General features: G+C 71.0%; 17 protein-coding genes. 13 read left to right on the top strand and 4 right to left on the bottom strand.

From position 1 onward, the window contains the following. The first annotated feature begins 130 nt into the window (after positions 1-130). The 4 genes from JFN87_RS12555 to JFN87_RS12540 all read left to right on the top strand — a co-directional run bounded on the left by JFN87_RS12555 (position 131) and on the right by JFN87_RS12540 (position 3538). A complete protein-coding gene (locus tag JFN87_RS12555) occupies positions 131-997 on the top strand; it encodes a hypothetical protein (protein WP_209340088.1) in 867 nt (288 codons plus the stop codon). Next, the gene (locus JFN87_RS12550; protein ID WP_209340087.1) at positions 994-2340 is read left to right on the top strand and encodes a 7-cyano-7-deazaguanine synthase; all 1347 of its coding nucleotides are present in this window, start codon (positions 994-996) and stop codon (positions 2338-2340) included. Before JFN87_RS12555 ends, JFN87_RS12550 begins: the two co-directional genes overlap by 4 nt. Before the next feature lie 164 nt (positions 2341-2504). Next, a complete protein-coding gene (locus JFN87_RS12545) occupies positions 2505-3353 on the top strand; it encodes a helix-turn-helix domain-containing protein (RefSeq protein ID WP_209340086.1) in 849 nt (282 codons plus the stop codon). Beyond that, positions 3350-3538: a DUF397 domain-containing protein gene (locus tag JFN87_RS12540; RefSeq protein WP_209340085.1), complete on the top strand. Its 189-nt coding sequence runs from the start codon at positions 3350-3352 to the stop codon at positions 3536-3538. Before JFN87_RS12545 ends, JFN87_RS12540 begins: the two co-directional genes overlap by 4 nt. A gap of 61 nt (positions 3539-3599) precedes the next feature. On the opposite strand, the gene pglX is transcribed toward JFN87_RS12540, so the two are convergent. Then, complete coding sequence (gene pglX, locus JFN87_RS12535) at positions 3600-7352, bottom strand: BREX-2 system adenine-specific DNA-methyltransferase PglX (RefSeq protein WP_209340084.1); 3753 nt, start codon at positions 7350-7352, stop codon at positions 3600-3602. A gap of 157 nt (positions 7353-7509) precedes the next feature. On the opposite strand from pglX, the gene JFN87_RS12530 reads away from it, so the two are divergent. Genes JFN87_RS12530 through JFN87_RS12520 form a run of 3 tightly spaced genes read left to right on the top strand, consistent with a single transcriptional unit; the run spans position 7510 to position 10839 of the window. Further along, a complete protein-coding gene (locus tag JFN87_RS12530) occupies positions 7510-7980 on the top strand; it encodes a hypothetical protein (protein WP_209340083.1) in 471 nt (156 codons plus the stop codon). Positions 7981-8002: 22 nt separating this feature from the next. Continuing rightward, positions 8003-9373 (top strand): KGGVGR-motif variant AAA ATPase, encoded by a 1371-nt coding sequence (locus tag JFN87_RS12525; RefSeq protein ID WP_209340082.1) that lies wholly within the window; start codon positions 8003-8005, stop codon positions 9371-9373. Further along, positions 9370-10839 (top strand): hypothetical protein, encoded by a 1470-nt coding sequence (locus JFN87_RS12520; RefSeq protein ID WP_209340081.1) that lies wholly within the window; start codon positions 9370-9372, stop codon positions 10837-10839. The genes JFN87_RS12525 and JFN87_RS12520 overlap by 4 nt, the downstream gene beginning before the upstream one ends. A gap of 41 nt (positions 10840-10880) precedes the next feature. Here the strand turns inward: JFN87_RS12520 and pglW are convergent, their stop codons facing one another. Beyond that, on the bottom strand, positions 10881-15293 hold the full coding sequence (gene pglW / locus JFN87_RS12515; protein WP_307865420.1) for a BREX system serine/threonine kinase PglW: 4413 nt from the start codon (positions 15291-15293) through the stop codon (positions 10881-10883). Positions 15294-15541: 248 nt separating this feature from the next. On the opposite strand from pglW, the gene JFN87_RS12510 reads away from it, so the two are divergent. From JFN87_RS12510 to JFN87_RS12495, 4 genes are all read left to right on the top strand, one after another. After that, positions 15542-16444: a hypothetical protein gene (locus tag JFN87_RS12510; RefSeq protein ID WP_209340080.1), complete on the top strand. Its 903-nt coding sequence runs from the start codon at positions 15542-15544 to the stop codon at positions 16442-16444. A 473-nt stretch (positions 16445-16917) separates the two neighbouring features. Further along, a complete protein-coding gene (locus JFN87_RS12505; RefSeq protein WP_209340079.1) occupies positions 16918-17868 on the top strand; it encodes an ABC transporter ATP-binding protein in 951 nt (316 codons plus the stop codon). Continuing rightward, entirely contained in the window at positions 17865-19283 is a 1419-nt protein-coding gene (locus JFN87_RS12500; protein WP_245179321.1) for an ABC transporter permease, read from the top strand. Before JFN87_RS12505 ends, JFN87_RS12500 begins: the two co-directional genes overlap by 4 nt. A gap of 4 nt (positions 19284-19287) precedes the next feature. Next, positions 19288-22062, top strand: a complete 2775-nt coding sequence (locus tag JFN87_RS12495; protein ID WP_209340078.1) for a bifunctional YncE/alkaline phosphatase family protein — start codon at positions 19288-19290, stop codon at positions 22060-22062. A gap of 98 nt (positions 22063-22160) precedes the next feature. Here the strand turns inward: JFN87_RS12495 and JFN87_RS12490 are convergent, their stop codons facing one another. After that, positions 22161-22865: a GntR family transcriptional regulator gene (locus tag JFN87_RS12490; protein WP_245179319.1), complete on the bottom strand. Its 705-nt coding sequence runs from the start codon at positions 22863-22865 to the stop codon at positions 22161-22163. Between the two features lie 29 nt (positions 22866-22894). Beyond that, a complete protein-coding gene (locus JFN87_RS12485; RefSeq protein ID WP_209340077.1) occupies positions 22895-23641 on the bottom strand; it encodes a maleate cis-trans isomerase family protein in 747 nt (248 codons plus the stop codon). 145 nt (positions 23642-23786) lie between these two features. Between JFN87_RS12485 and JFN87_RS12480 the strand changes: the two genes are divergently transcribed. Then, a complete protein-coding gene (locus tag JFN87_RS12480; protein WP_209340076.1) occupies positions 23787-24800 on the top strand; it encodes a D-2-hydroxyacid dehydrogenase in 1014 nt (337 codons plus the stop codon). Next, on the top strand, positions 24797-26287 hold the full coding sequence (locus JFN87_RS12475; protein ID WP_209340075.1) for an amidase: 1491 nt from the start codon (positions 24797-24799) through the stop codon (positions 26285-26287). The genes JFN87_RS12480 and JFN87_RS12475 overlap by 4 nt, the downstream gene beginning before the upstream one ends. Positions 26288-26520: the final 233 nt, after the last annotated feature.

Raw genomic sequence — 26520 nt, 5'->3', positions numbered from 1 at the left:
CGCCCCGCCGGACATGGCCGAGTCGCGCCCTACCTCCGGCCGCGCCCTTCCTGTTCCGTTGGGGAAGGGGGCCGTCGGCGGCGCGCTGGGGCGCGGTCGAGCCGGCCCGTGAAGGGTGGGTGGTGGACGGGTGGGCACGTCATCTCCGTGGCCGGGGCCGAGCGGCAAGGCCGGTACCCCGGGCGAGTGGAGGCGCCTGAAGGGGCGCCTCGACGTGTGGCGCGACGACCAGCCGGACTCGCTGGAAAGCCTGGACTCGATCGCCGAGGACGGGCTCGGGGTGCTGCGGCGGACCCTGCGCGAGGACCCGTCCGCGTTCGGCCTGTACGACGCCGCCTGCGCGGGCGGTGAGCGGCTGACGGCCGTCATGGACACCATGACGGTGCCGGGCGGGGGCGACGACCGTGCGGTAGAAGGCGCGGGCGGGGGCGACGACCGTACGGACTTCGCGGCGGCCTTCGTCTCGGCCGTGGGCGGTGAGGGCGGCACGATCGCCGACGCGGCCGTACGACGGGCCGCCGCGGCGACCATGCGCGAGATGGCCAAACGCCACCCCGAGGCTCTCGCCTCGGGCGGAAAGGGCTGGTCCGGCGATCTGCTCTGCCTCCTCTACCGGTGGTTCTTCGCGGACACGGTGGCCGAGTTCCTGCACGCCTTCGTCGCCGAGAAGATCAAACTCATGGTTCCGGTACTGCCGCCGCTCGACCCGGAGGACCGCATAGCGGACTGGATCGCGGACCGTGTGCTCCGCCTGGTGCCCGACCCGTGCGAGGAGGCCGCGAAGCTCGTGGAGGAGGCGGAGCAGGCAGAGGAAACCGTCGCGGCACTTGAGGACCCGACGCTCGGCACCCTCGTCCAGGTCGCGCGGGGCCTCGTCCCGCGCGCGGTCGGCGCGGCGCTAGGCCTGCTCGCCGAGGCCGAGCCCGCCGCCAATGCCGGCCGCGCCGCCGATACGGGGCCGAGCGCCCCGCCGCCCGAGGAGGCACCCGACACATGACAGCGACGCCGGTCTTCCACTTCTGGCTCCCCCACCCGGACGCCCCGGCGCCCGGGCCCCCGTGGCAGCCGCTGAGCGAGTCCCTGTACTGGGAGTCCGCGGATCGCGCGCCCGACCGCGGTCCCCTCCTCGGGGCCGCACCGGAGTGGGCGCGCGACCTCCAACGGGTCGCCCGCGCCGTCTTCGCGGCCGACCGCTGCACGTCCAGGGAGGCGGAGTTCGACCAGTGGACCCGCCACATCCGCCTCTCCGTCCCGGTCACCGCTCCGGACACGTGGAGACGTGCGCTCCCGCACCTCAGCAGACTGCTCGCGACGGTGACGGGAGACCACTGGGAGGTCGAGTTCCGCCCCTTCGACGCCTACGAGCGGCCGGTCGAGGACCCGCTGCCCCTGATGCCCGAGGAGCTCGCCAGTGAGGTCGCTCTCTTCTCCGGCGGCCTCGACTCCCTGGGCTGGGCGGCCCAGCGCGCCACCGTGCACAGCCCACGTGCCCTGCTCCTGATCACCTTCGACGAACAACAAAAGCTCTTGGCGCCTCAGGAGGCCGTGTTCCAGGCCGTGGACCGACGGAGGAGGCTGGAGCCTCCTCCGCACACCCCTCGTCCCCTGCGGCACCTCAATCACAGCCAGATGGTGCACAGCCCGGAGGGCAGCACCTCCGCTCTCGAACGCACCACACGTTCGCGCGGCTTGCTGTACGCCACCACGGCCGTGCACGCCGCCGCGGCCGAGCGCGTCCCCGTCGTCCATGTCCCCGAGAACGGCCAGCTCGCGCTCAATCCGCCGCTGTCCGCCGCCCGTTCCGGCGCCTGCTCCACCCGCTCGGTACACCCGTGGACGCTGCACCATCTCAACCGGATCATCGAGGAGATCGCGGGCCCGCCGGAGCGGGTGGTCCGGGTCGAGAACCCCTTCGCCACGCTCACCAAGGGCGAGGTGTGCGAGGCATCCAAGGACGCCGGCCTGCCCCGAGCAGTTCTGGAAGCCACGCTGAGCTGCGGTGCTCCTCCGACCAATCAGCCCGGCCCGGTGAACATCCCGCACTGCGGTCTCTGCTTCCCCTGTCTGGTACGCCGCTCCGGCCTGCTGCACGCCTACGGCGAGGACGGCACGCCGTACGCCGCCGACCCATGGGACCCGTCCCTGAACAAGGAACGCACCAAGCACTGGCGGGCCCTGCAGCACTGGCTGGCCACCCCGTGCACGGTGCTCGACCTGGTGGCCGACACCCCGTTGCCGCCGGACGCCCGCCCCGCGGAACTGCTGGCGGTCGTGGAGAGGGGGCGGGAGGAGCTGCGGGCGCTGGTGGCACGAGCACCCGCGTTGCGGCGGTCCGCCTGAGCCACGCCGGGCGGGAAGCGTCCGCGTCCGCATCGGGCTCTTGCGTCCAGCCGACGGATACAGCGCCCATACAGATCCAACTGTATGGGTTCACGCTGTGGACAGATTTGGTCGCCCTCCGTAACCATGGGCAGGTTGATCGAAGCGCGGGAGGCGGGGCGGCGATGGCAGACCACACCAGCGGCACGACAGCGGGCTGCGAGCCTGAACCGTCCGACAGCCTCAAGACGTTCGGAGCGGTCCTGAAGGCGCTGCGGGAGGCGGCAGGGCTCACCCAGGAGGAGTTCGCGCCCCGCGTGCGGTACTCGGCGGCGTACGTCGCGAAGATCGAGCAGGGCAAGCGCTTCCCGCCGGAGACCCTTCCGGGGAGGGCAGGGGACGTGCTGGGGCCCGTCGCGGGCAAGGTGCTCGCGGCGGCGGCGAAGAGCTTGCGGAGGAAGGCGGGGCTGGCCTCGTGGTTCCTGCAGTGGGCGGGGATCGAGGAGGAAGCGATCACGCTGTACGCGTACGAGTGCCGGGGGATTCCGGGGCTGTTGCAGCCGGAGGGGTACATCCGGGCCGTGTTCGAGCGGAACCTCCCACCACTCACGGACACGCAAGTCGAACGGCAGACGTCCGCACGGCTGGAACGGCAGACACTGTTGGTCGAGCACCCGAACACTGCGTTCAGCTTCGTCATCGAACAGTCGCTTCTGGAACGCCAGCTGGGAGGCCCCCCGGTGACGCGTGAGCTGATCGACCACTTGCTCGCCATTGGTCGTCGCACCAACGTCGAGATCCAGATCATGCCGCTTCGGCAAGAAGACCACGCCGGGTTCGAGGGAGAGATGTACCTCGCCGAGAGCCCGGACAACAAGTGGTTCGGATACACCGAGGGCCACCGATCGAGTGCCCTGATCACAACATCGAGCGACGTGAGTGTGCTCCTTCAGCGCTATGGCAAGCTGCGTTCCCAGGCACTGGACTGCCGGGCTACGGTGAGCCTGCTGGAACAGATGAGAGGAGCGCTATGAGCACGACTGATGACCTGAGCTGGTTCAAGAGCAGCTACAGCGGGGGTGAGGGCGACAACTGCATCGAGGTCGCTGTCCGCCCGGACGCGGTCCACGTCCGCGACTCTAAGGACACCGGCCTCCGGCCGTTCGCCGTGACGCCCGACGCCTGGTCGACCTTCACCGCGTACGCGTCCGGTTCCTGAACCGCTAGAAGCCGCCCGATCTGTGAGGCGGCGACCCGCCGTCTCACAGACACCGGCTCCCCTACTCCTCGTCCGGCTCGACCGGCTCCACGGCCATCTTCTTCGGCTCGGCTGCCTTCCGGCCGCGTGTCTTCTTCACCGGCCGCCACGCAGTCAGCTGCGCGTCACCGACGGCGTGCCTGCGCATCAGCGCCTCGAAGTCGGCCTCCAGCGCTTTGGCCGGCACGTCGCCGTCCCACTCCTCGTCCGGCTCGCCATGCCACTGCCGCACCCAGGGCATGACCTCCCGAAACCCCGCGAGCAGCGGAACGATCCGCTCGGTGCCCCAGCCGTCCCCCTTGGTCCGCGCGTCGACCAACTGGGACAGGACCTGTGCCCGGTCCTTGTGGTCCCATCCGGCCCAGCCGAGCATCAGCGTCGAGTCGCCGTCCGGGCTCGCACCGGGATACGAGATGAACCGCTCCTTGGGCACATCGAGCTTGCCACGGTTCGTCCAGTACGAGGTCCGCAGGAAGTCCGACGTCTTGTACTTGCTGGGGGGATCGATTTCGCGGCGCACACCGTCCTTGTCCTCTTTCCGCTGCTCCGCCCAGACCTCCTCCCACTGCGCGCGGGTGCGCAGCCCGGAGTCCTTGTACCGCAGAGCCGCGAGATAGGGCACGTGCTCATCGGCGACCACCTCGGTCAGCACCTGGGCCAGCGGAAGATCCGGCTTACCGAGATGGTCGGAGGCGTAGAGCGCTGCGACGGACACGAAATGCTGATCCGAACTCAAGCGGTCCGCAAGGTAGTTGACGGTCATGGAGCGCGGCTGCTTCATCCCGTCCCGCAGCTCGTACCACAACTCGTCGCTCTCACACCGGTCGAGCAACCAGGTCCGCAGCGCGGCGCGCTCCTTCTTCTCCCAGGGCTCGGCGGACCAACGCCGCTTGCACTCGGGCCGCTCGATCAGTCCGATGTCCTTGGGCCGGGAGGTGATGATGTCGATCCGCGCCTGGACGATCTTTCGGTACCACTCAGGCCAGTGGGCGGGAAGCTCAGTGACGGGGGTGGACCCGTGACGGAGGAACCACTGTTTCACAGCCTCGTCGGTGGCTACTCGTGGAGCGATCGCCAGCTCGAACGCCCTCTCGCCAAGACTGACTTCAGGGACCTCGGAAAGCGCTGCACTCGCGGTTGTACGCGCCAACTCGGCTCCGCCGAGCAGCCCATACAAACCGTATACCTGCCAGTCCAGTTCCTCTTGAAGTGCAATCATCTGCCGCCAGATACGATCATGCTCGATCTTGACTTCCGAGAGAAGCGGCCGGTCGGGGATGGTGTTCGAGCAAACCGCAGATGGTTCCTGCTCCGCCAGCGCGCGAGCCAAAACGTCCAGCTGACGACCCAACCCAAGCGGCAGTTCACGGGGAAGCGGAAATTCCAGCAGCTTCGTTCCGGTGAATTCGTAAAAGCTCTCCCACGCATACCGGCCGGTGGAACGTTCCCCGCCTCGGTTACCCTTGTCCTGGCTGACCTGCTTCAACCAGAAGCAAGCCGTCGACGAGTTGAGCACCCCCAACAACTCCAGGTGCGCGTCCTCATCCGCCCCCTCTGGGAGCTTGATGACTGGCGCAGACCTGTTGAACACCTTCCCACCCCGGTCCAGCACGAAGTGGTTATGCGTCGACACAAACGCAAACGCGATCGATAGCGGCGACCTGAATCGACGCGGAAAGAACATACTGTGGTCAAACCACCGAAGACCACGTTCTTCGGGCGTCTGACCGAAATCGACGCGCCTTCTGAGGGCCGTCCGATCAGGCCAAAGGAAGACTTCCTCTGCTCGTGTCAGACCACGCGGTTCACCTGATTTCGAATACGGAAAGTACGTTTGCATCGGCGCCGACAGTCTAAAGTCCCGCAGTCCGTCACCCAGAACCACGGGTACGCAACCGCTGGAAATCCCTCTCGTCCGGGCTGACGCCTTCGGCAGATAATAGGCATCGTCCAACCCGGTGTGCGTCGTGCGCCCAGTCTCCAAAATTCTCGCCGAGAGCCTTCCCGGAGACGCGTCCAACATGGCGAGGAGTTCTGCAGCCCCGCCCCCACTCACCGACCAAGGGTGCGTCACAAAACTCGCGGCCACCGCGTTCTCCACCGACACCCAGTCCGACTCGCTCCCTGGTCGGCCCACCTGGTCCACGATCGCCCGCCACACGGCACCCTCGGCCGCGTTGACCGGCTGCGTCGGCTCCCCCCGTACCCCCAGCACCGCTCGAAGCGTCCGCCGAGGATTCGGAACGCGGTTGCGTCCCACCAGGATCACCGTCGGCGTCCCGTGCCCCGGGATGTACGCGCCCGACGTGTCGATCACATGCGACAGTTCGGCGCTGTTCCGGAAGAAGACCTCGATGAGCTTCTTGCCGAACTCGCGCTTCATGAAGGAGTTCGCCGTGATCTGCCCGACGAAGCCGCCCCCGCCGAGCCGCCCGCCCGGCCCCCTGACCGCCAGGTCGAACAGCCGCCGCGCGAACGGCACCGACAAGGCGTACGTCCCCGCGCACACGTCCTTGTACGCCGCCCGGTAGTTCTCGTTCTCCTGCTTGTCCTTCACCGTGATGTACGGCGGGTTCCCCACCACCACGTGGTACGAACCGCGTCCCAGCAGGTCCGCACGCTTCGCGTACTCCCAGACGTCCTCCGTCGCGTACGCGTACGCCTCCCCGTCCTCGCGTCCCACGACGAACTCCGCGAACAGCGTGTCAAGGTCGGTCTGGATGCCGGCCGCGCCCCGTCCGTGCAGCAGCGAGTCGCCCACCGCCACGTTGATCGGAAACGACGGCGCCCGGTCCAAACGGCTCGCGCCCGCGACCTTCATCGCCGCCACCAGCAGCCGGAAGCGCGCGATGCTCGCCGCGAAGGGGTTCTTGTCGCAGCCGTGGACGGATTCCAGCGAGCGCCGGATCAGGGTCCAGTCGTCCGTGCCCGGTTCGGCGACGCGCCACTTGTCGAAGAGGCGGTGGAAGATGCCGAGGAGGAAGTGCCCCGAGCCGCACGCCGGGTCGATGGTCCGCAGCCCGCGCAGCGGCTCCCCCGTCGGGTCCAGCGGGTCCTCCCGCGGCGCGTTGAGGCCGAACTCCTCGACGGCCGGCTCCAGCGTCAGGTCGAGGATGAACTCCTCGACGAACGTCGGGGTCTGGAGCAGCGCGTACGTCTTGCGGGCGTGCTCGCTCAGCTCCTGGTAGAGGTCGCCGAGGAACCGCGTGTTCCACTCCGCGTCGGTGAAGTCGTAGCGGATCACGCCCGCCGCTCCCCACCGCCGCCAGAAGGTGAGCAGCTTCGTCGCCGCGTCGTAGCTCGGGGTGAGGCTCCACAGCGGGTTGTGGTTCTCGTCGAAGAGGCCGGCGGCGGTGGGGTTCGTGCCGGCGAGGTGCTCGAAGGAGGCGATCAGCCAGTCGCGGTCGTTGAGGTGCGGGTGCTCGCGGAAGAACAGGTCGTGCCGGGCCTCCGCCTCGGACAGCCGCTCACCGGGTCCGGCGATGAAGGGTTCGCCGATGAGCCCGTTGTCCTCGCAGAACCGGACGAAGACGCAGGCGAGCACCCACGCGGCGGCAGCCTGGGTGACCCGCTCGTCGCGCCAGGCGGCAAACGGGGCCGCGATCCGCTTGGCCTCCTTGGCCTGCCGGTACTCCTCCTCCAGCCGTTCACGGAACTCGTCGACCGTCTCGCTGCGGTCGCGCAGGTCGTCCTCCAGGTCGAGTACCTGCCGCTTCAGGTCCTTGACCAGGGCTTCCTTGTCCAGACCTGGCGTATCCGCCGTCTCCACAGTCACTTTCCCGCTTCCTTCTCACCGCTGCGCACCGCGTCCCTCGCCCGCCCCGCGAATCCGGCGGCCAGGCCCCCAATCCTGCCAGTCCGGACAGCCGGACGGGCCTCCCACCTACGCAAAAGCCCCCGCGCTCTCCCATGCCCCCACTAAAGTGATCGTCGTGACGGCCCCGACCACCCCGACGCCTCCCCCGCACACGTTTCTCAAGGCGGGGCACGACCACTACAAGGCCGCGTTACGGCTGTCCCAGGACGACGCACTCCCCGGCCCTTCCGACCACCTGGCCGGCCTGGCGGCGGAGTGCGTCGTCAAGGCGATGCTGATGGACTTCTTCGGCGCGAAGCAGGACACTCCGGACGGCAAGCCGTACAGCCAGCAGTCCCCGAACGACAAACGGGTGCGGTATGAGCACATGCCCAAAGTCTGGGACCAGCTCCGGCTCATCGCCTCAGGACACCGGGGAAATCTGATCCTCCAGCAGATACCGAACGTGAATCCGTTCAGCACCCCGTCCGATGAATGGGACGTTTTCCACCGCTACCGTGACGGTGACACCTTTCCCTCCGGGCGGCTCGCCCGCCATCTGGCGACCGCCCTCGCCCTGATCAACGCCTACGAGTCGGCGAGATGAACCGAGGAAGCGACCGGACCCCATGACGCAATCAGCCCGATTCGACGAGGCGTGGCGGCAGGCGTGCGCGCTCGCCGATACCGCTGCCGAGGACGGTCGCGACGTCGTTCTCGTCCGGGACCTGTCCGGCCGCTCCACCCTGCTGATCGACGACCGGGACGACGAGCTCCCACCGGACTCCGGCCGTCTCACCAGGCTCCGGCGGGACTTCGCCGACCGCCTCGGCCCCTACGCCGGGCACGACCCCGTGCAGACGGGCGCGTCGATGTTCTCCGCGGACATGTTCTTCGCCGCCCCCGAACTCGTCCTCCGCAAGCAGCGCGAAGAGAACGGCCACGGCCGGGTCAGCGTGCTGGAACGCACCGTCGTCGGTGCCGACTGGTCCGCCCCCGGCACCGGCCGGGCCTCTGCCTCCCCCCGCTCGTGGCCGCGCATCGCCCTGTACGGCTTCAAGGGCGGCGTGGGCCGCTCCACCGCGACCGCCGTTCTGGCCCGGCACCTGGCCGACCTGGGCAAGTGCGTGCTCGTGGTCGACCTCGACCTCGAATCCCCCGGCGTCTCTCAGCTCCTCGCCGACCCGGGTGCGGCGTCCCGGCACGGCATCGTGGACCACCTGGTGGAGTCGGCCGTCGGCAACGCGGACGGACTCGAACTCCTGGCCAAGTCCTCCCTCTCCCCCAAGGAGGGCAACGGCGAGATCTGGCTGGCTCCGGCGTCGGGCACCCCGCGCGAGGGTGAGGAGTACGACTACCTCGCCAAGCTCAACCGCATCTACAGCGATCTCCCTCCCGAGCGGCCGGGCGAGACGCCCCGGCCCTTCGCCCAGCGGCTGGAGGACGCGATCGCCGCGTGCGAGGCGCAGACGGAGACCCGCAACGGCCGCCGGCCCGACGTCGTACTCCTCGACAGCAGGGCCGGCATCCACGACATCGCGGCCGTCGCGCTGACCCGGCTCAGTGACCGGGCGCTGCTCTTCGCGGTCGACAACCCGTCCACCTGGCAGGGATACAGCATGCTCTTCCAGCAGTGGAAGCAGCGGCCCGACCAGGCCCGCGCCATAAGGGACCGGCTGAGCATCGTGGCGGCGATGTTCCACTCCGCCGGAGACATAAAGCGTCTGAACACGCTGCGGCGGCACGCCTACGACACGTTCGTGGCCACCCTGTACGACCTTCCCGACGACGACACACCCGAGCCGTACCTCCCCGCCGAGGGCGACGTCGACGACAAGCCGTACGCGCCCGTCCCCATCCTGTTCGGGAACGACCTGGTGGGGCTCGATCCGCGACGCAGCCCCGACTGGACGAAACTCCCCTTCGTCCGCGCCGCCTACCGGGAGTTCCTGAGCGCCGTGGAAGAACTGGTGCACGACCCGTACGAGGACCTCGCATGACGGACCCGATGACCCTGGCCACCCGGAACCTCATCATCGAGGCGCTCCAGGCCGCCCCGGACGCCGACACCAGCGACCCGGACTTCCACACCATGTTCACTCCCTCCTCCCACCGGGAGGCGCTGGCCCCCGACGCGACGGTGGTGAAAGGGGCACGCGGGACCGGCAAGACGTACTGGGCCAAGGCCCTGGCCGATCCCGCCCTGCGTGAGGTGGCCGCGCGGTCCTACCTGATGCCCAGGCTCAGCCGGACCGAGGTCGTCACCGCCTTCGGCTCGGCAGGCGGTGACGAGCCGGTCTTCCCCGGCAAGCGGGCCATCGAAGGCCTCGTCCAGGAGTTCGGCAAAGAGGACAAACTCGGGGCGAGGGACCTGTGGTCCGCGGTCGTCCTCATGGCACTGAAGGTGCCCCAGGTCATCGCGCTGGACAGCTGGATCGAGCGCATCCGGTGGACCGCTCGCAACGGTGAGGCGTACGAGAGCGCGGTGCGCAGGGCCGACCGCGAGACGCGCGAGCAGGGCAAGACCCTGATCCTGCTCTTCGACCAGCTCGATCGCCTCCACTCGAAGCGCGCGCAGATCGACCTGCTGCTGTCCGGGCTGTTGGAGGTGGCCCTGGAGCTCCGCCTCACCACCACCGCACTGCGCGCCAAGATCTTCGTGCGGCCGGACCTGTACGAAAGCGCGCCCCGGAACTTCGCGGACGCCTCCAAACTGGACGCGAACGCCGCCGACCTCTCCTGGAGCCGGGAGAACCTCTACGGGCTGTTCTTCCACCAGCTCGGCAACCACGCCTCGGAAGCGGCACGGGCGTTCAGGGATTCCACCGAGGGGGACTGGCGCGCCGAGGAGGGGGGCCGCTACATCGCCCCGGTCGAGGTACTCGCCGACCAGAAGGCACAGGAACGCCTCTTCGTCACCCTGGCCGGCCCCTTCATGGGCACGGACCGCCGCAAGGGACACACCTACACCTGGCTGCCGAACCACCTCCAGGACGGTCTCGGCCGGATCAGCCCGCGCACCCTGCTCTCCACGCTGCGCAAGGCCGCCGAGCGCACTGACAGCGCGGATGCCACCCACCCCCTCCCGCTGTACTACGAAGCCATCCGCGAGAGCCTCAGCCACGCGGCCTCGGTCCGGGTCCAGGAGCTTAAGGACGACCTCGCCTGGGCGGCGCTGGCCGTCGAACTCCTCGCGGGCAGCCAAGTACCCATGGAGCCGTCCGCCGTTCAGTACGCGTGGAACACACGCGGGTTCTCGGCCAGGCTCCGCGAGGTGCTGGAGCGTGAGACGGCGGGGGGCGGTCCCCGAGACGCCGGCGACCCCGTCGCGCTGCTGGGGGAGCTGGAGAAGCTCGGCGTGATCACCTACCGCACCAACGGGGCCGTCGACCTTCCCGACATCTACCGGCTCGCCTTCGACATCGGCCGCAAGGGCGGCGTCAAGCGCAGCACCAGCCCTTCCTGAGAGCCGCGTCAGGGCAGCCCCGGGCGGGCGCGCCGGGGCTCTCACCCGTCGAGCGCCGCCACGAACTCCGCCTCCAGGTGCTCCCGCTCCCCGTCCCCACCGATCACCTCGACCGTCCTGCCGTCGATACGCGGCTGCTGTGACCGCGTCTCGACCGGGCACAGCAGCCACAGGCCGTACGGGACGGTCTCCGGGCGGCGGGCCGCGGCCTGGAGGCGGGTCAGGAAGCCGTGACCGCCCTCGTCCCAGTAGCGGGCGACCAGGCCGGCGTCGTGGAGGAAGAGGACCGTGCGGGGCGGGGCGGCCAGCTCCAGGAGGGCGTCCTCCATCCGCTGCCAGACGACGCGGGCGAAGGAGGCGAGACCGGGCTTGACGCGGCCGGGTGCCGAATTGCCGTCTGCGCGCAGGAACTTCTGCCAGTCCTGCCCCTTCTCGTCCGCCAGCTCCCGCAGGGTCCGCAGGAACATCTCCGCCACGTCGACCGTGACGACGCCCTCGGGCTCGAAGGCCGCCGCCACGCGCTCCGCCGTTCCCGCGACCACGGTGCGCTTCACCGTGAGGGCCAGGAACCCGCCGCGCCCGGCCCGCTCCGTGAGCCGGGCTCGCAGCACCGCGTGCGGGTCCTCCCGGTCCGACCGGGAGACAGGACGAGGGGGGAGGTGGCTGGTCTGGGCGCCGGTGGAGGTGCGGGTGCCGGACGGCTGCGTCCTGCGCGGGAAGAACGTCCTGGAATCGGCGTCGTAGCGCAGGCCGAAGCGGGCTCCTTCGAGCGCGTCCTCGAACGCGACATGTGTCGGCTCGCTGCCGCCCGCGAGGAGGTCGAGATCGGGGAACCGTGCCCGCAACCGGGCCACCAGGCCGGGCACCGTGATGCCCCGGTCGTGGCGGACCCCGGCCCCCGCCTGGGAGATGCGCAGTGCCCGCTCCAGACTGAGATCCTGCGGGTACAACTCCAGGCGCGGGGTGGCGGCCGTCCGGGAGGCGACCGTGGCGGCCAGCGCCACCAGGCGGGTGTCCGCGAGCGGGGCGAAGCCGTCGGGGGCCGGTACGGCGCGCAGTTCGCGGAGGACCTCGGTGCGGCCCGGCAGTGGGTCGCGCCGGGCCAGCTGATGGGCACATGCCCCCAACGAGGCGGCGTAATCGGCCAGTTCCCCGGGACTGGGATCCTCGGTGCCGGGCAGCGACTCGGCCGCGACGAGGATCGCGTCGCCGCGCCGGTGCACCGCGAGCCGGGGCTCGTGCGCTCCCGCGCCCCCGCTCCCGGCGCCTTCTCCCGTCCCCACCGTGTCCGATGTCTCGGCCTCCGCAGCGGCTCTGACCACCGCGAGCGATCTGGCCAGGGTCCGTTCTGCGGTGTCGCTCCCCGCGCCGTGGCGCGCACGCAGTTCCGCGGCGGCTTCCGTGGCGGTCATGACCCGTCCGGCGGCGGTGACGACGTCGACCAGCTCGGCCCGTACCGGTTCGAGCCAGGCGGACGCGGCCCACCGCTTGATCTCGACGCGGTGGTGGCGGGAGACCGGCGGCTGCTTGATACCCAAGTGGTCGGCGATGCGCGCCTGGACCGGCCAGGCCCCAAGCGGCGAAAGACCGCCCTCCTCGGGCGGGAGTCCCAGCGTGAGCCGGACGACGTCCGTGCGGTGGGACCCCTTACGGCTCGGCGCGGGCGCCAGCAGGGCGGCCATCTCGTCCACCGACAGGATCCGCTCCGGGGCCGCGCCGTCCGCCGCATCGCCGGCGCTGCCGGGTTCCGGGACGGCCGGAGCGGTGGTCGCCGCCCGTGGGAGCCCGCCGTCGACGGCCGGTAGCAGCGCCACCGCCCACTGCTTGCGGCGGCGGTTCAGCTCCTTGCGGACCAGCGCGCCCGCACCCCGCGCCCGGGAGATGACGTGCGGCTGGAGCTCCAGCAGCTCGCCGACCCGGTAGGCGTGCAGGTCGTTCGCGACGGACACCGCCCTGGGGGACAGACCCGCGGCTTCCAGGAGCGTCGTGGTGTCGGCTGCGGCGGCGGCCGTGTCACGGTCCTTCTCCGGGTCGTCCGAGGCGGTGCCGACCGTGGAAGGGGTGGTGGTGGGACCGGTCGAGTCCGCAGCGCGGAACACCTTCCGCCACTCGTCCCGCATCTGCCTCAGGGTGTCGAAGCGGTGCTCGGTGTCGCGGTGCAGTGCCCGGCGGAAGAACCGGACGAGGCCCTCGCTCAGGGCCGGTTCGAACAGTTCGGCCGCGATGTGGAGGGCGGCGGACTCGTTGGTGAGCGGGTCGTTCTGCCCGTCGCCCCACACCGGGCGCTCGCCGCCGGCCATCTCGTGAAGGGTGACGGCCGCCGCGTACCGCTCTGCGTGATCGTCGTAGTGGGCCCTGCGCGTCGACCCCAGGAACGGATCGAGATAGCTGCGCGTACCGGCCTTGATGTCCCGGTCCGATGCATCCGTCAGCGAGAAGTCGAAGAGCTTCAACTGCCAGGTGCGGTCCTTGCGCCGCTGGATACCGAAGTTGTCCGGTTTGATGTCACGGTGGCGCACCCCGTGCCCGGCGAGCTGGTCAAGGGCTTGGAACAGGTCGTCCGAGAACCGCTCGAGCTCGTGGTAGGTGAGTCGACCCTTGCCCCTGAGCCGCTCGCCGAGGGACTGCTCGCCCGCGTACTCGAGCTCCAGGACCGTACGGCCGCCGATCTCCCGCACCCCCTCCCCGCGCAACTGGACAACGGCTCCGCCGCCGACCGTGCCGAGTACGCGTTCCTCGGCGCGCAACCTGCCGGCCCGCTCCTCGTCGAGCGCCACCTTGAAGACGTGCTCGTCGATCTGGATCTGCCCGTCCTCGTCCTCGGTCGCACGCTCTACGAGCAGAGCCCTGGCCGTGGCCCCGGTGCCGAGGACCCGTCGGACCGACCACTCCGCGTCGAGCGACTGACCGGGCAACGCGTCCAGCGGGTCGACACCGGTCGAGGCCGGGGAGTCGGGCAGCACGCTGGCGCGCTCGGCCTCGTCGAGGAGATCGAGGAATTCCTCGACCGAGCCGAGACGGTCGTTGACATCGGTCCTGGTCGCCTGGAAGACGAGGTCGTCCAGAGCCTCGGGCAGTCCGTCCGCCACCGCGAAGAGGCGCAGGCCCGAGTCCGTGCGCAGCCGATCGCTCAGCGCGCTGCGCTGCGTGGCCGGCGGCTGGCCCGTGAGGATCAGATGGGCCACCGCGCCGAGGCCGAAGACGTCCAGGTCGCCGGGGTCTGCGTACGGCTGGTCCGTCTCCGGGGCCAGATAGACCCGTGCCGTGTCCTCGATGAGCGCCGCGTCGAGGGCGGAGCCGCCGATCGAGCGGAAGAACGTCGCGTTGGAGTCGAAATCCCGGGCCGCGGTCTGCCAGTCGGTGATCCGCAGTTCGGGATGGGACCCGGCCTCCTTGAAGGAGACGTACACCGAGCGGGCGGCGAGTGCCCGGTGGTACAGCGAACGGTTGTGTGCGTAGCGGACTGCCTCGGCGAGCTGCCGGACCAGATCGAGGCGCGTCTCGGGGGTGAGCATCCCGCCGTAGGTGTCCAGGTACTGGTCGAGCCGCAGATCAGTGCCGCGATGGCGGAAGAGGATCGCGGGCCCGCCCTGGTGCTCACGGAATTCGACGGCGTCGACGATGCCGCGGTGGTGGATCCCCTGGAGCACCTGGTACTCGCGGCGCGCGGCACGTTCGGTGGCCTTCCGTGCCGCCTCGGTCGCCATCTGGCTGACCAGGTAGATACGGACCCGGCCCTCCTCCTGGACCATGCCGTCGTCCCGGGACGCGAGGCGGTCCTCCCAGGACGGCCCGGCGTCCAGGGGGTGGGGCGCCATCTTCCAGGCGTCGCCGAAGCGCAGATGGGCGGCGGACTGGCGGATGCCGATGGCTTTGAGGAGCTGCGGGAGGGTGTGGCGGGAGAACTCCGGGGTGATGCGCCGCTCGGGACGCTCCGGCGGCAGCCCGAGGAAGTCCTGCCAGATGCGCTTGAGGCCACAGGCGCCGTCGTCGCGGCCGTAGACCTTGATCTGCTGGACCTCGTCCAGATGACTCTCCAGGTCCGGGGCGGAGAGGAACACGGCGGGTTCGATGCGGGGCACGACACGCTCACTCATGCCCAGCTTGCGTGCCGCCCACTGGAGCTGGCTCTTCAGCTCCTTGGACTTCATGTCGTTGAAATGCAGCGGATTGGTCAGGGTGCGGGTTCGGTCCTGGCCGCGGAAGTTCCAGGTGGAGCCGGTGTTGTGGAGCTGGCCCGGATGGCTCTTGATCTCGACGAGGAAGAGTCCGGCGGGGACCGCGATCAGCAGGTCGCATTCGTTGACGCGTCCGGACTGCGCGGTGAAGGAGAAGGTGGCCCAGGCCCGGTAGGGCTCGGCGTGCGGCATGAGCTGCCGGACGTGATCGAGGGCGTCCTGTTCCCAGGGGTAGGGAGAGACGCGCTCCTGCGACCACTGCCGGGGCGGCCTCACCGGGCCAGGTTTCGGCGTCCCGGACGCCGGGGCTCCTCCCGCTGCGGTCACTGCCCCACCCTCCCGCGTCTCCCTCGCCCAACAGGGCCGCATCATGCCCGGTCGACCTTATCGCGGCCGTTACGGGAAGTGAGCTGCGCTCCCGGACGTGAATGAGGGCGATCACTCCCGTGCGGCCCAGTATGTCCCCCTCTATGGATCTGTCCCCACGGCCCGGCACCGGCCGGGGCGGCGATAGTGTCCGCTGCGTGAGCGAGTACCAGTACTACGAGTTCCAGGCCCTCGACAGGCCGCTCAACAGCACAGAACAAGATCGGTTGCGGACCATCTCCACCCGGGCCCGTATCACCGCCACCAGCTTCACCAACACCTACAACTGGGGTGATCTGGGCGGCGATCCGAGGCGCATGCTTGAGCGCTATTTCGACGCACATCTCCACGTCACCAACTGGGGCACCCACCGGCTGATGCTCCGCCTCCCCAAGCGAACCCTGAGCCTGCCCACCGCGCAGCCGTACTGCATGGATCCCCACGTCGACGCCTGGACCAACGGCACCCACCTGCTACTCGATCTGACCAGCGAGGACGAGGGCGGCGACTGGATCGAGGGCGCCGACGACTCGCTGACCGCCCTCATCGGCGTACGTGATGAACTCGCAACAGGCGACCTGCGCCCCCTATATATTGCCTGGCTGTCCGCGCTCGCCGCCTGGGAACTCGAAGACGACGACGAAGAGGAGTACCAGACCTGCCCGGAGCCGCCCGTCCCGGCCGGGCTCGCCGAACTGACCGCCCCGCAGCGCGCGCTCGCGGATTTCCTGCGCGTGGACGAGGACCTCCTGACGGTCGCGGCCCGGGCAAGCACCGCCTTGTCCAGGAAACCGGCCAAGCCCACGAAGAGGGAACTCGCCCCGCTGATCGCCGCCGTGCCCCCAAAGGAGAAGGACGCCCTGTTGCTGCGGCTGGCTCTCGGCCCGGAGCCCGGCCTGCACACCGAATTCCTGCGACGCCTGCGCGGCGCCGCCACCCCCGCCACAGTTCCCGGGCGCCGAACCGCCGCCCATCTCCTGGACGCCGCACACAGGCTGCGCTCCGAACACCGCCACCGGGCTGCTCACCAACACACACCATCGCCCGAGTCCAACGCCTGACCGCCTCGCGAGCGAGGCACAATCCGCCTGGCAGCATCTCCAGGCGCACACCGCCACGAAGAAGACCAGCGCCTACGACTAGGCCGTCACCGCCCTCACGCAACTGCACGAGGCGCTACGCCCATAGGGGCCGGCAGACCGACTTCCGGCAGCGCCCGACCCGCCTGCGTGAGGGCAATCAGCGCCACCTCATCCACCGCCTCGACCGGCTCGACCGGCTCGACCTTCGACAGCACCCTTGGCACGAGTTCAGGTCTAGCTGCCTGTGCCGCTCCGAATGCCCCTGAGCCCAGGCGTTGGCCTTGTCCCGGATGGAGGCCAGTGGCGGACGCGGTGCGTCCGCTCACCGCGCAGCGCGGGCGCGACGCCACTCGTTCCCCGAACGTTCAACTCGCCGTCCGCGCAAGAGCTGTGTGCCGTCCCTAGGGTCCCTGTGAAACGTCGTGAGAGCAGGGGACACAGGGAAGGGACTCATGGACGCGCTCATCGCCGTCCGGGCTCGCGGGGTCACCAAGTGCTTCGGTGACGTCGTCGCGCTCGACGGCATCGATCTGGACGTGGCGCCGGGGCGGATCCACGGCCTCGCGGGGCCGAACGGTGCGGGCAAGACGACGCTGCTCGGTATCCTGCTCGGCCTGGCCGTGGCCGACGGCGGCAGTATCGAGGTCCTCGGGGCGCCGGCCGGGCGGGCGCTCGCCGCGCCCGACGGTGTCGCCGGGTTCGTGGACGGGCCCGGGCTCTACCCCTCACTCACCGCCCGGCAGAACCTCGCCGCCCTGGCCGCCCTGCGCGGCGGCGACGCGCGGACGGCGGGGATCGACGACGTGCTCGGCCAGGTCGGGCTCGCCGACGTGGCCGACGACCGGGCCCGCGGCTTCTCCCTCGGCATGCGCCAACGGCTCGGGCTCGCCGCGGCCCTGCTCACGAAGCCCCGACTGCTCGTGCTCGACGAACCGGCCAACGGGCTCGACCCCGCGGGCACCCGGCATGTGCACGGTGTGCTGACCCGGCTCGCGGCGGACGGCACCGCCATCGTGCTCTCCAGCCACCGCATGGACGATCTCGACGCGTTGTGTTCCGAGGTCACCATCCTCGCCACCGGGCGGGTCGTCTTCTCAGGACCGCTGGAGAAGCTCGCCGCCGAGAACCGTGAACTCGACTACCGGCTCCTCACGTCGGACCCCCTGGCCGCCCGCCGGCTCGCCGGCGACACGGACGGGGTCCGGGTCGCCGGGGCCGCCAACGGCGCCGGGACGCGCCACGGCGAGGAGGCGCTCGTCGTACGCGCGCTGGTGCCCGCCCTCGACGAGCTGGTGGTGCGTCTCGTGCGCGCGGGCATCGCGCTGCGCGAGCTCGCGCCGGTGGTGTCGCCGCTGGAAGCCGCGTTCCTCGCCCTCACCGAGCAGCAGGAGGACTTGCGATGACCGCACCGACAACCGCGTCCGGCCCAGCATCGACCGCGACTCCCCCGTCCGCGCCGGAGCACGCGGCCGCCCCCGGCGATCGCGTCACCCGGCCCGTGCCGGTGGCCCGCGCCTACCGCTTCGAGCTCGTCAAGCTCGTCTCGCAGTGGCGCATCCGGCTGCTCGTCCTCGCCTGCTGGATCGCGCCCGCCGGGTTCGTGGCCGCGGTGAGCCGGCAGTCCACACTGCCCGTCGACACGCTCTTCGGCCGGTGGATGCACGCCACCGGGTGGGCCGGACCGCTGGTGGTGCTCGGCTTCGCGGGCACCTGGGCGCTGCCGCTGCTGACCTCGGTGGTCGCGGGGGACGTGTTCGCCTGCGAGGACCGGCTCGGCACCTGGCGGCACCTGCTCGTGGCGGTGCGCTCGCCGCGGCGCATCTTCGCGGCGAAGGCGCTGGCAGGACTCACCGTCATCCTGCTGCTCGTCGCGGGGCTGGCCTGCTCAAGCGCGGCCGGCGGGCTCGTGTCCGTCGGCGACCAGTCGCTGGTCGGCCTCGACGGCCACCTGCTCGCGCCGGGGGAAGCGGCCGTGCACGTCCTGCTCGCCTGGGTGTGCGTGCTCGCGCCGACGCTGGCGCTCGCCGCGGTCGGGCTGCTCGGGTCCGTGGTCCTGTGGCGGTCCCCGATGGGGCTGCTGCTGCCGGCGCTCGTCGCCCTCGCGATGCAGCTCGCGCAGATGCTGCCGCTGCCCGTCGCCGTCCGGCTCGCCCTGCCCGGCTACGCGTTCATCGCCTGGAACGGCCTGTTCACACGCCCCGCCCAGCTCGGTCCGCTCCTGATCGGCGTCGCGGTGTCCCTGGTGTGGGCGGTGGCCGCTACGGCGCTGGCCCTTCTGCTCTTCCTGCGGCGCGACTTCACCAACCCGGCGGACGACGGGTCAGGGCGCCGCGCGGTCACCGCGGGGCTGCTGCCGCTCGCGGGGCTCGTCGCCGTGACGGTGGCCGTGCTCGCGGCGGCGACTCCCGCGACGGTCACGGGGTCCGGGATCCGGCAGGCCGGGGTGGAGCGCTCGCTGGCCACGGCGTTCGCGCACCTCTACCGGATGCAGACCAGGCAGTTGAACCGGCCCGCCGTCACGGAGGCGCAGCTGAGGGCGACGGCGGCGTGCACGAAGGGCGACGTCGGCGACGGCGCCCAGGGAGCGGGCAACGACTGGCACTGCGTCGTCACCTGGCACCTTCCCGGCGTCGAGGCCACCGGCACGGCGGTCTACCAGCTCGACGTCACCTCGGACGGGCGGTTCGTCGCCGACGGCGACGGGCCGAAGGAAGTCAACGGCTACTTCCTGGTGCGGACCCCGGACGGGGACGCGCCGAACCCGCTGTGGCAGTTCGACGGCAACGTCGAGCTGCTCGACCACCCCATGAAGGGATGACCCCATGCAGGTCACACGCCGCAGGCGTGCCAAGAAGAAACCCGTACTCCTCGCAAGACGCGCGGGCCGCAGGGTGCCCCTGGTGACGGCGGGCATCACCGCCGCCGCCCTGGCCGCCACGGGCACCGCCTTCGCCCAGACGCACCAGTTCGGCACCCAGCAGGTCGGCCAGGTGACCCACAAGGGGCAGGTCATCTCCAGCGACCAGTACATCGCCCCGTACGGCAAGCGCCTGGTCATGGACAACGGCAAGATCATGTCGTCCACGGTCAGCCCGGACGGCACCCACCTCGCCGCCTCGGTGACCGACGGCGGGATGGCGCTGTCCATCGTCGACCTGAAGACGTGGAAGACGCAGCAGCTCGTCGGCGACTCCGCCTCGGCCGACCTGCGCATCAGTGGCAACGACGTGGGCCAGGAAGGCCCCACGTACTCGCCCGACGGCAAGCACCTGTGGCTGGGCAGGACCGACGGCTACACCAGGTTCACCGTGGGCGCGGACGGCTCCGTCTCCGATCCGGTGGACATCCCGATCCCGGCGGACGGGGCGAAGCACGCGCTGGCCGCCGCCGCGGTGTTCTCGGCGGACGGGTCCACCGTGTACGCGGCGGTCAACGGCCAGAACCGGGTCGTGGCCATCAACGCGGCCACCGGCGCCGTCCAGCACAGCTGGGCCGTGGGCAACGCGCCGCGCGGTGTGGTCCTGGCCGGGCACAAGCTGTACGTCAGCGACGAGGGCGGACGCCCTGCGCGGCCCGGCGAGTCGACGATCAACTCGTACCACACGCAGGTGCCGGCGAACCCGGTGACGGGTGCCACCACCACGGGCACGGTCAGTGTGATCGACGTGCGGAAGCCGTCCGCCGCCGTCAAGAGCATCGACGTCGGCCTGCACCCGACCGCGCTGTACGCGAAGAGGGGCGCGGTGTTCGTCACGGACACGGCGACCAACGACGTGTCGGTCATCAAGACCGCCAACGACAAGGTCGTGCAGACGATCTCGACGACGCCGTGGCCCGAGGCCTCGGTGGGTTACGAGCCTGACGCGGTGACGCTGACCGGCGACGGCCACCTGCTGGTCACGCTCGGCCGCGCGAACGCGGTGGCGGTGTACCGGTACAAGTCGCCGCAGGAGCCGGTCAGTTACGTGGGCCTGCTGCCGACGGACTACTTCCCCGCCGAGATCGCCACGGTCGGCGGCCAGGTGGTGGTGTCCAACACCCGCGGTATCGACGCCCGCCGTCCCACCACCAAGGGCGGCCACGCCACCCACGACACCACCGCGAGCCTGACCCGGTTCACACTGCCCAGTGACAAGACCATCAAGGCCGAGACGCGCAAGGTGTTCCAGCAGAACGGCTGGACCAAGGACTCGGTGAAGCTCGCCACGTCCAAGTCCGACTCCAAGTCCAAGGGCAGGAACAGGACGAAGCCGGTGCCCGTCCCGGCGCGGATCGGCGACCCCTCGACGATCAAGCACGTCTTCCTGATCGTCAAGGAGAACCGCACCTACGACCAGGTGCTCGGCGACATACCCAAGGGCAACGGCGACGCCTCGCTGACCCAGTTCGGCGAGAACGTCACACCGAACCAGCACGCGCTGGCCAACCAGTTCGGCCTGTACGACAACACCTACGACATCGGCACGAACTCGGCCGAGGGCCACAACTGGCTGATGCAGGCCGACAACCCCGAGTACACCGAGTCGTCGGCCGGCGAGTACCTGCGCAGCTACGACACCGAGGACGACGCACTCGGCCACCAGAAGTCCGGCTTCCTGTGGACGGGCGCGCAGGCGGCCGGCAAGTCCGTGCGCGACTTCGGCGAGTTCCAGCAGTTCCTGACGAAGCCGGCGGGCGCGAGCTGGCAGAACCTGTACTGCGACGCCAAGAACATGCAGGCGACCGGTGACTCCACCGCCTACCCGCTGATGTCGTCCTCGCCGATCCCGTCGCTCAACGACGTTTCGGTGCACGGGTTCCCGAAGTTCGACACCAGCGTTCCCGACGTGTACCGGGAGCAGATCTGGAAGCAGGACTTCGAGAAGAACGGTCCCGCGAACCTGAACATGTTCTGGCTCTCCAGCGACCACACCGGCGGCCCGGCGAGCCCGGCCGCGCAGGTCGCCGACAACGACCTCGCGGTCGGCAAGATGGTCGACGAGATCTCGCACAGCAAGTACTGGAAGGACTCGGCGATCTTCGTCGTCGAGGACGACTCGCAGGCGGGGCTCGACCACGTCGACGGCCACCGCGCCCCCGTCCAGATCATCAGCCCCTACGCCAGGCACGGCGTCGTGGACGACCACTACTACTCGCAGATCACGATGATCCGCACCATCGAGCAGATCCTCGGGATCCACCCGATGAACCAGAAGGACAGCGCGGCCACCCCGATGACCGGGGCGTTCACCAGGAAGCCGAACTACAAGCCGTTCAGCGCCCTGGCCAACAGGACGTCGCTGACCGACGGCCTGGCGACCGCGCCTTCCTGCGGCGTGGACACCCCGGCGCCCCAGGACCCGAAGGCGGCGGCCGTGCCGTCGGCGAAGGTCCCGGCGGACATGAAGCCGCTCGCGAAGAAGTGGGACACCTGGAAGTCGCACCAGCGGCTCACCGGGCCCAACGCGGTTGCCGACTACGCCGACCCCGAGCAGATGAACCACCTGACGTGGTACGAGACGCACAACTGGAAGAAGCCGTACCCGGGCGAGAAGAAGATCTTCTCGCCGAGTGACGTGCCGGGCGCCTACATCCCGTCGTCGGACTCCGACGGCTGATCCCGGCCCGCCCGCACGGCGGAGCCCCCGGGCCGGCGTCGACACCGGCCCGGGGGCTTCGTACGTCACCGGCCGCTACGGTCGGGCGAGACCGGCCGCTACGGCCCGGCGAGTACCTGCGGCGGCTCCTCCGCGCCCTCTTCGGGCGTGCCCGTGAGCCTGCGCACCGCGTCCTGCATGTGCTCGTCCATCAGGTACAGCACCCGTGCCTCGTCACCGGCCCTGATGGCCTCGATGATCGCCGCGTGCTCCTCGACCATGACCTCGGGCACCGGGTACTTGTCCTGGAGCGCCGCGATGCACATGCGGGTCTCGACGAACAGCGTCTCCGCCATGCGCCGCAGCCGCACGCTCCCCGACTCGGCCACCAGGACGTGGTGCAGTTCGGTGTCGGCGGCGCTGAGCGCGGCGTGGTCGCCGCGCCCGGCCGCGTCCGCCATGGCCTCGTGCACCCGGACGAGGCGGTCGGCCGAGGCCCCCGGGTCACGGCGGAGGATGAGGCGGCAGGCCGCGGACTCGACGGATGTGCGCGCGAGGTATATGTCCCGTACGTCGTCCTCCGTCAGCGTCGTCACGAACACCCCCCGGTGCGGCTCGCTGTAGGCGATGCCCTGCTGGACGAGGCGCTGCATCGCCTCGCGCAGCGGGCCGCGGCTGACACCGAGCTCGCCGGCCAGCTCGGCCTCGCCGAGCTGTGAGCCCGGCGCGAGCGTGCCGTCCATGATCGCCTCGGTGAGCCGGCGTGCGATCGAGATGGCTGCGGGCTCCCGTTTGACGCGCTCCAGCCGTCTGCCTCCCGGCATGACTGCTCTCCTTCTCCGGTGCCGCCGTGCTACTCGGCGGCGGTGACGGGGGCGCGGCGGAACAGCCGGCCCAGGCCTTCGCGCGGCGTGGTGTCCCCCACCAGGCGCAGGCCTTCCCAGACGGTGACCTGGTTGGCCGTCAGGACGGGCTTGCCCACCGCGGCGTCCAGCTCGTCGAGCCACGCCGCCGTGTGCAGCGCGGTGTCCGGCAGCAGCACGGCCTCGGCCTCAGGGTGGTCGTTGCCGCGCGCGAGTTCCAGAACCTGGTCGCGACCGAGAGTACCGACCTCGGCCGCGGTGATGATGCCGCGCCCCGACACCCGCGCCACCTCGATGCCCGAGTCCGCGAGGAAGCGGACGAAGTACTCGGCGACGTCGTCCGGGTACGTGGCGCCGATGGCGACCCTGCGCAGGCCGAGGGCGCGGATCGCGTGCACGAAGGCGAAGGACGTGCTGGACGCGGGGACGCCGGCGGCCTGGGCGAGCTCCTCCACCTGCTGGCTGGCGCCCCGGCGCCCGTAGATGAAGCTGGCGCTCGTGCAGGCCCACACGACCGCGTCGACGGCCTGCCTCTTCAGCTCCACCAGGCCCTCGGTGAGCCGGCCGATGGAGCCCATCTCCAGGAGCGCGTCCACGCGGTGGGCGTCCTCCCCCATGTCCGTGTGCACCAGGGGCAGGCGCACGGCGCCGCCCGCCCTGTCCTGGAGCAGCGGGTAGTCGTCCTCCGCCGAGTGTCCCGGGTAGAGGAATCCCACTGTCGCCGCGCGGTCTGCCATGCGTGCACGCCCCTTCGAGCAGGACGGATCGCCAATGCGTTCCGAAATGTAGATTGTTGACAATCCTACGGTCGCCACCCTAACGTGTCAATCGGAATCCGGCGGCTGCCGGTGCCCGGTGGAAGCGGCGACCGAAGGACTGCCCATGCCAACGACCGGTCTCCCCGTGGTCGCGGTGCTCGCGGAGCGGGAGCCGCCCGTCGTCGAGCGGCTGGCGGGCGCGGCGCGCGTGCTTCGGGTCGGCGAGCGCGACCTCGCGGGCGCGCTCGCGGAGGCCGACGTCCTGCTCGTGTGGGACTTCCTGACGAGCGCGCTGCCGGAGGCCTGGCCCGAGCGCGGCGGCCCGCGCTGGGTGCACACCGCGAGCGCGGGCGTCGACCGGCTGCTGTTCTCACCGCTGCGCGAGTCGGACACCCTGGTCACGAACTCGCGCGGGGTGTTCGAGCGGCCGATCGCCGAGTACGTCGCGGGGCTCGTGCTCGCCATGGCGAAGGACCTGCCGGGCACGCTTGAGCGGCAGCGCTCGCGCGAGTGGCGCCACCGGGTCACCGAGTCCGTCGCGGGGACGCGCGCCGTCGTGGTCGGCGGCGGCCCCGTCGGGCGGGCCGTGGCGCGCCTGCTCGGCGCCCTCGGCCTGCGGGCCGATCTGGTGTCCCGCACGGCGCGGGACGGCGATCCGGAGTTCGGCCGCGTGCACGGCTTCGGCGACCTGGCCGGGCTGCTGCCCGCCGCCGACTGGGTCGTGTGCGCGGCGCCGCTGACCGAGCAGACGGCGGACATGTTCGACGCGGCGGCCTTCGCCCGCATGAAGCGCGGCGCCCGGTTCGTCAACGTCGGGCGCGGACCGCTCGTCGTCGAGGACGACCTGCTGGACGCGTTGCGCACCGGCACGCTCGGCGGCGCGGCGCTCGACGTGTTCCGGCAGGAGCCGCTGCCCGCGGACAGCCCGCTGTGGGACGCGCCAGGGCTGCTGGTGTCCCCGCACATGTCGGGCGACACCCGCAGCTGGCTCGACGACCTCGCGGACGTGTTTCTCGGCAACTTCGAGCGCTGGGTCGCCGGGCGGCCGCTGCTCAACATCGTGGACAAGGAACTGGGGTACGTGCCCGTGGCCGGCCGGCCCGGCGCCGCCCCGCGGACCGAGGAGGGCACGCCATGACAGGAATCGGCGACCAGGCCGTGCGTACGGACCGGCCCACGCGGACGGCGGACGACGACCTCTGCTCCCGTACGGCGACCGAACTGCTCGCCGGCTACCGGGACCTGACCCTGTCGCCGGTCCGGGTCACCGAGGCCGTGCTCGCGCGCATCGCGGAACTCGACCCGCTCGTCAACGCGTTCTGCCTCGTCGACGAGGAGGCCGCGCGACGCGACGCGGCCGCCTCGCAGGAACGCTGGCGGCGCGGCGAGCCGCTCGGGCTGCTCGACGGTGTGCCCGTCTCGATCAAGGACCTGCTGCTGACCAGGGGCTGGCCCACGCTCCGCGGCTCGCTCAGTGCGGACCCGGCCGCGCCGTGCGAGCAGGACGCGCCGTCCGTCGGGCGGATGCGGGAGCACGGCGCCGTGTTCGTGGGCAAGACGACGACGCCCGAGTTCGGCTGGAAGGGCGTGACGGACGGGCCGCTGACCGGTGTGACACGCAACCCGTGGGATCCGTCGCGCACTTCGGGCGGGTCGAGCGGCGGCAGCGCGGCCGCCGTGGCGCTCGGGCTCGGGCCGCTGTCGGTGGGCACCGACGGCGGCGGGTCGGTGCGCATCCCGGCCTCGTTCTGCGGTGTGTTCGGCTTCAAGCCGACCTACGGCCGCATCCCGCTCTACCCGGCGAGCCCCTTCGGGACGCTCGCGCACGCGGGCCCGCTGGCCCGTACGGTCGAGGACGCGGCGCTCATGATGGACGTGCTGTGCGGGCCGGACGACCGCGACTGGTCGGGGCTCCCGCCGTACGAAGGCAGCTTCCGCGCCCTGCTCGGCGAGGGACGTTCCAGCGGCGGCGGTGGCCTCAGCGGCCTGCGGGTCGCCTGGAGCACGTCACTCGCGGGCACGGACGCCGGTCCTGACGTGGCCGCGCGGGTGCGGCACGCGGTGGAGCTGCTGGCGGGGCTCGGGGCCGAGGTCGAGGAGGCGGCGCCCGGCTTCGCCGACCCGGTGGCGGCCTACCACACGCTGTGGTTCTCGGGCGCGGCGAAGGTCGTGGAGCACCTGGCGCCCGAGCAGTTCGCGCGCCTCGACCCGGGTCTCGCGGAGATCTGCCGCCAGGGCGCGGCGATGAGCGCGCTCGACTACCTCGGTGCCGTGGACGCGCGCATGGCGCTCGGCGTGGAGATGGGCCGCTTCCACCGCACGTACGACCTGCTCGTCGTCCCGACGCTGCCGGGGACGGCGTTCGAGGCGGGCCACGAGGTGCCGCCGGGCAGCCGCCACGAGCGGTGGACGGGCTGGACGCCCTTCACGTACCCGTTCAACCTCACGCAGCAGCCCGCGGCCACCGTGCCGTGCGGGCCCGGCGCGGACGGGCTGCCCGTCGGCGTCCAGCTCGTCGCGGCACGCAACAGGGACGACGTGGTGCTGCGGGCGTCCCACGCCCTGTTCGAGGCGCTGTCCGCGGAGGGCACGGTCTCGGCCGCGCCGGTGGACCCGCGCGGCTGAGGCCCGCTCGCGCGGGGAGAGTTGGCCCCCGGCTGCGGCGGGCGTCAGGCGGCAGAGGCGATCCAGCGCGGCTTGCGGCCCGCGGCGGTGGACCCGCGCGACTGGGCCCCTGCCCGCCCGCGTCGTGCCGTGACCGGCGCGCGTCGCGTGATCGTCCACCGAACGGGCCTCAGGCGGCTGGGGCGGGTCCGCGGCTCGCCGGCGGCCGCGGCGGGCCTCAGGCGGCAGAGGCG

It is taken from the genome of Streptomyces montanisoli, assembly GCF_017813245.1.
GTDB lineage: Bacteria > Actinomycetota > Actinomycetes > Streptomycetales > Streptomycetaceae > Streptomyces > Streptomyces montanisoli.
Note: the sequence above shows the minus strand (reverse complement) of the source record. Positions and strands in the feature narration are given on the sequence as shown.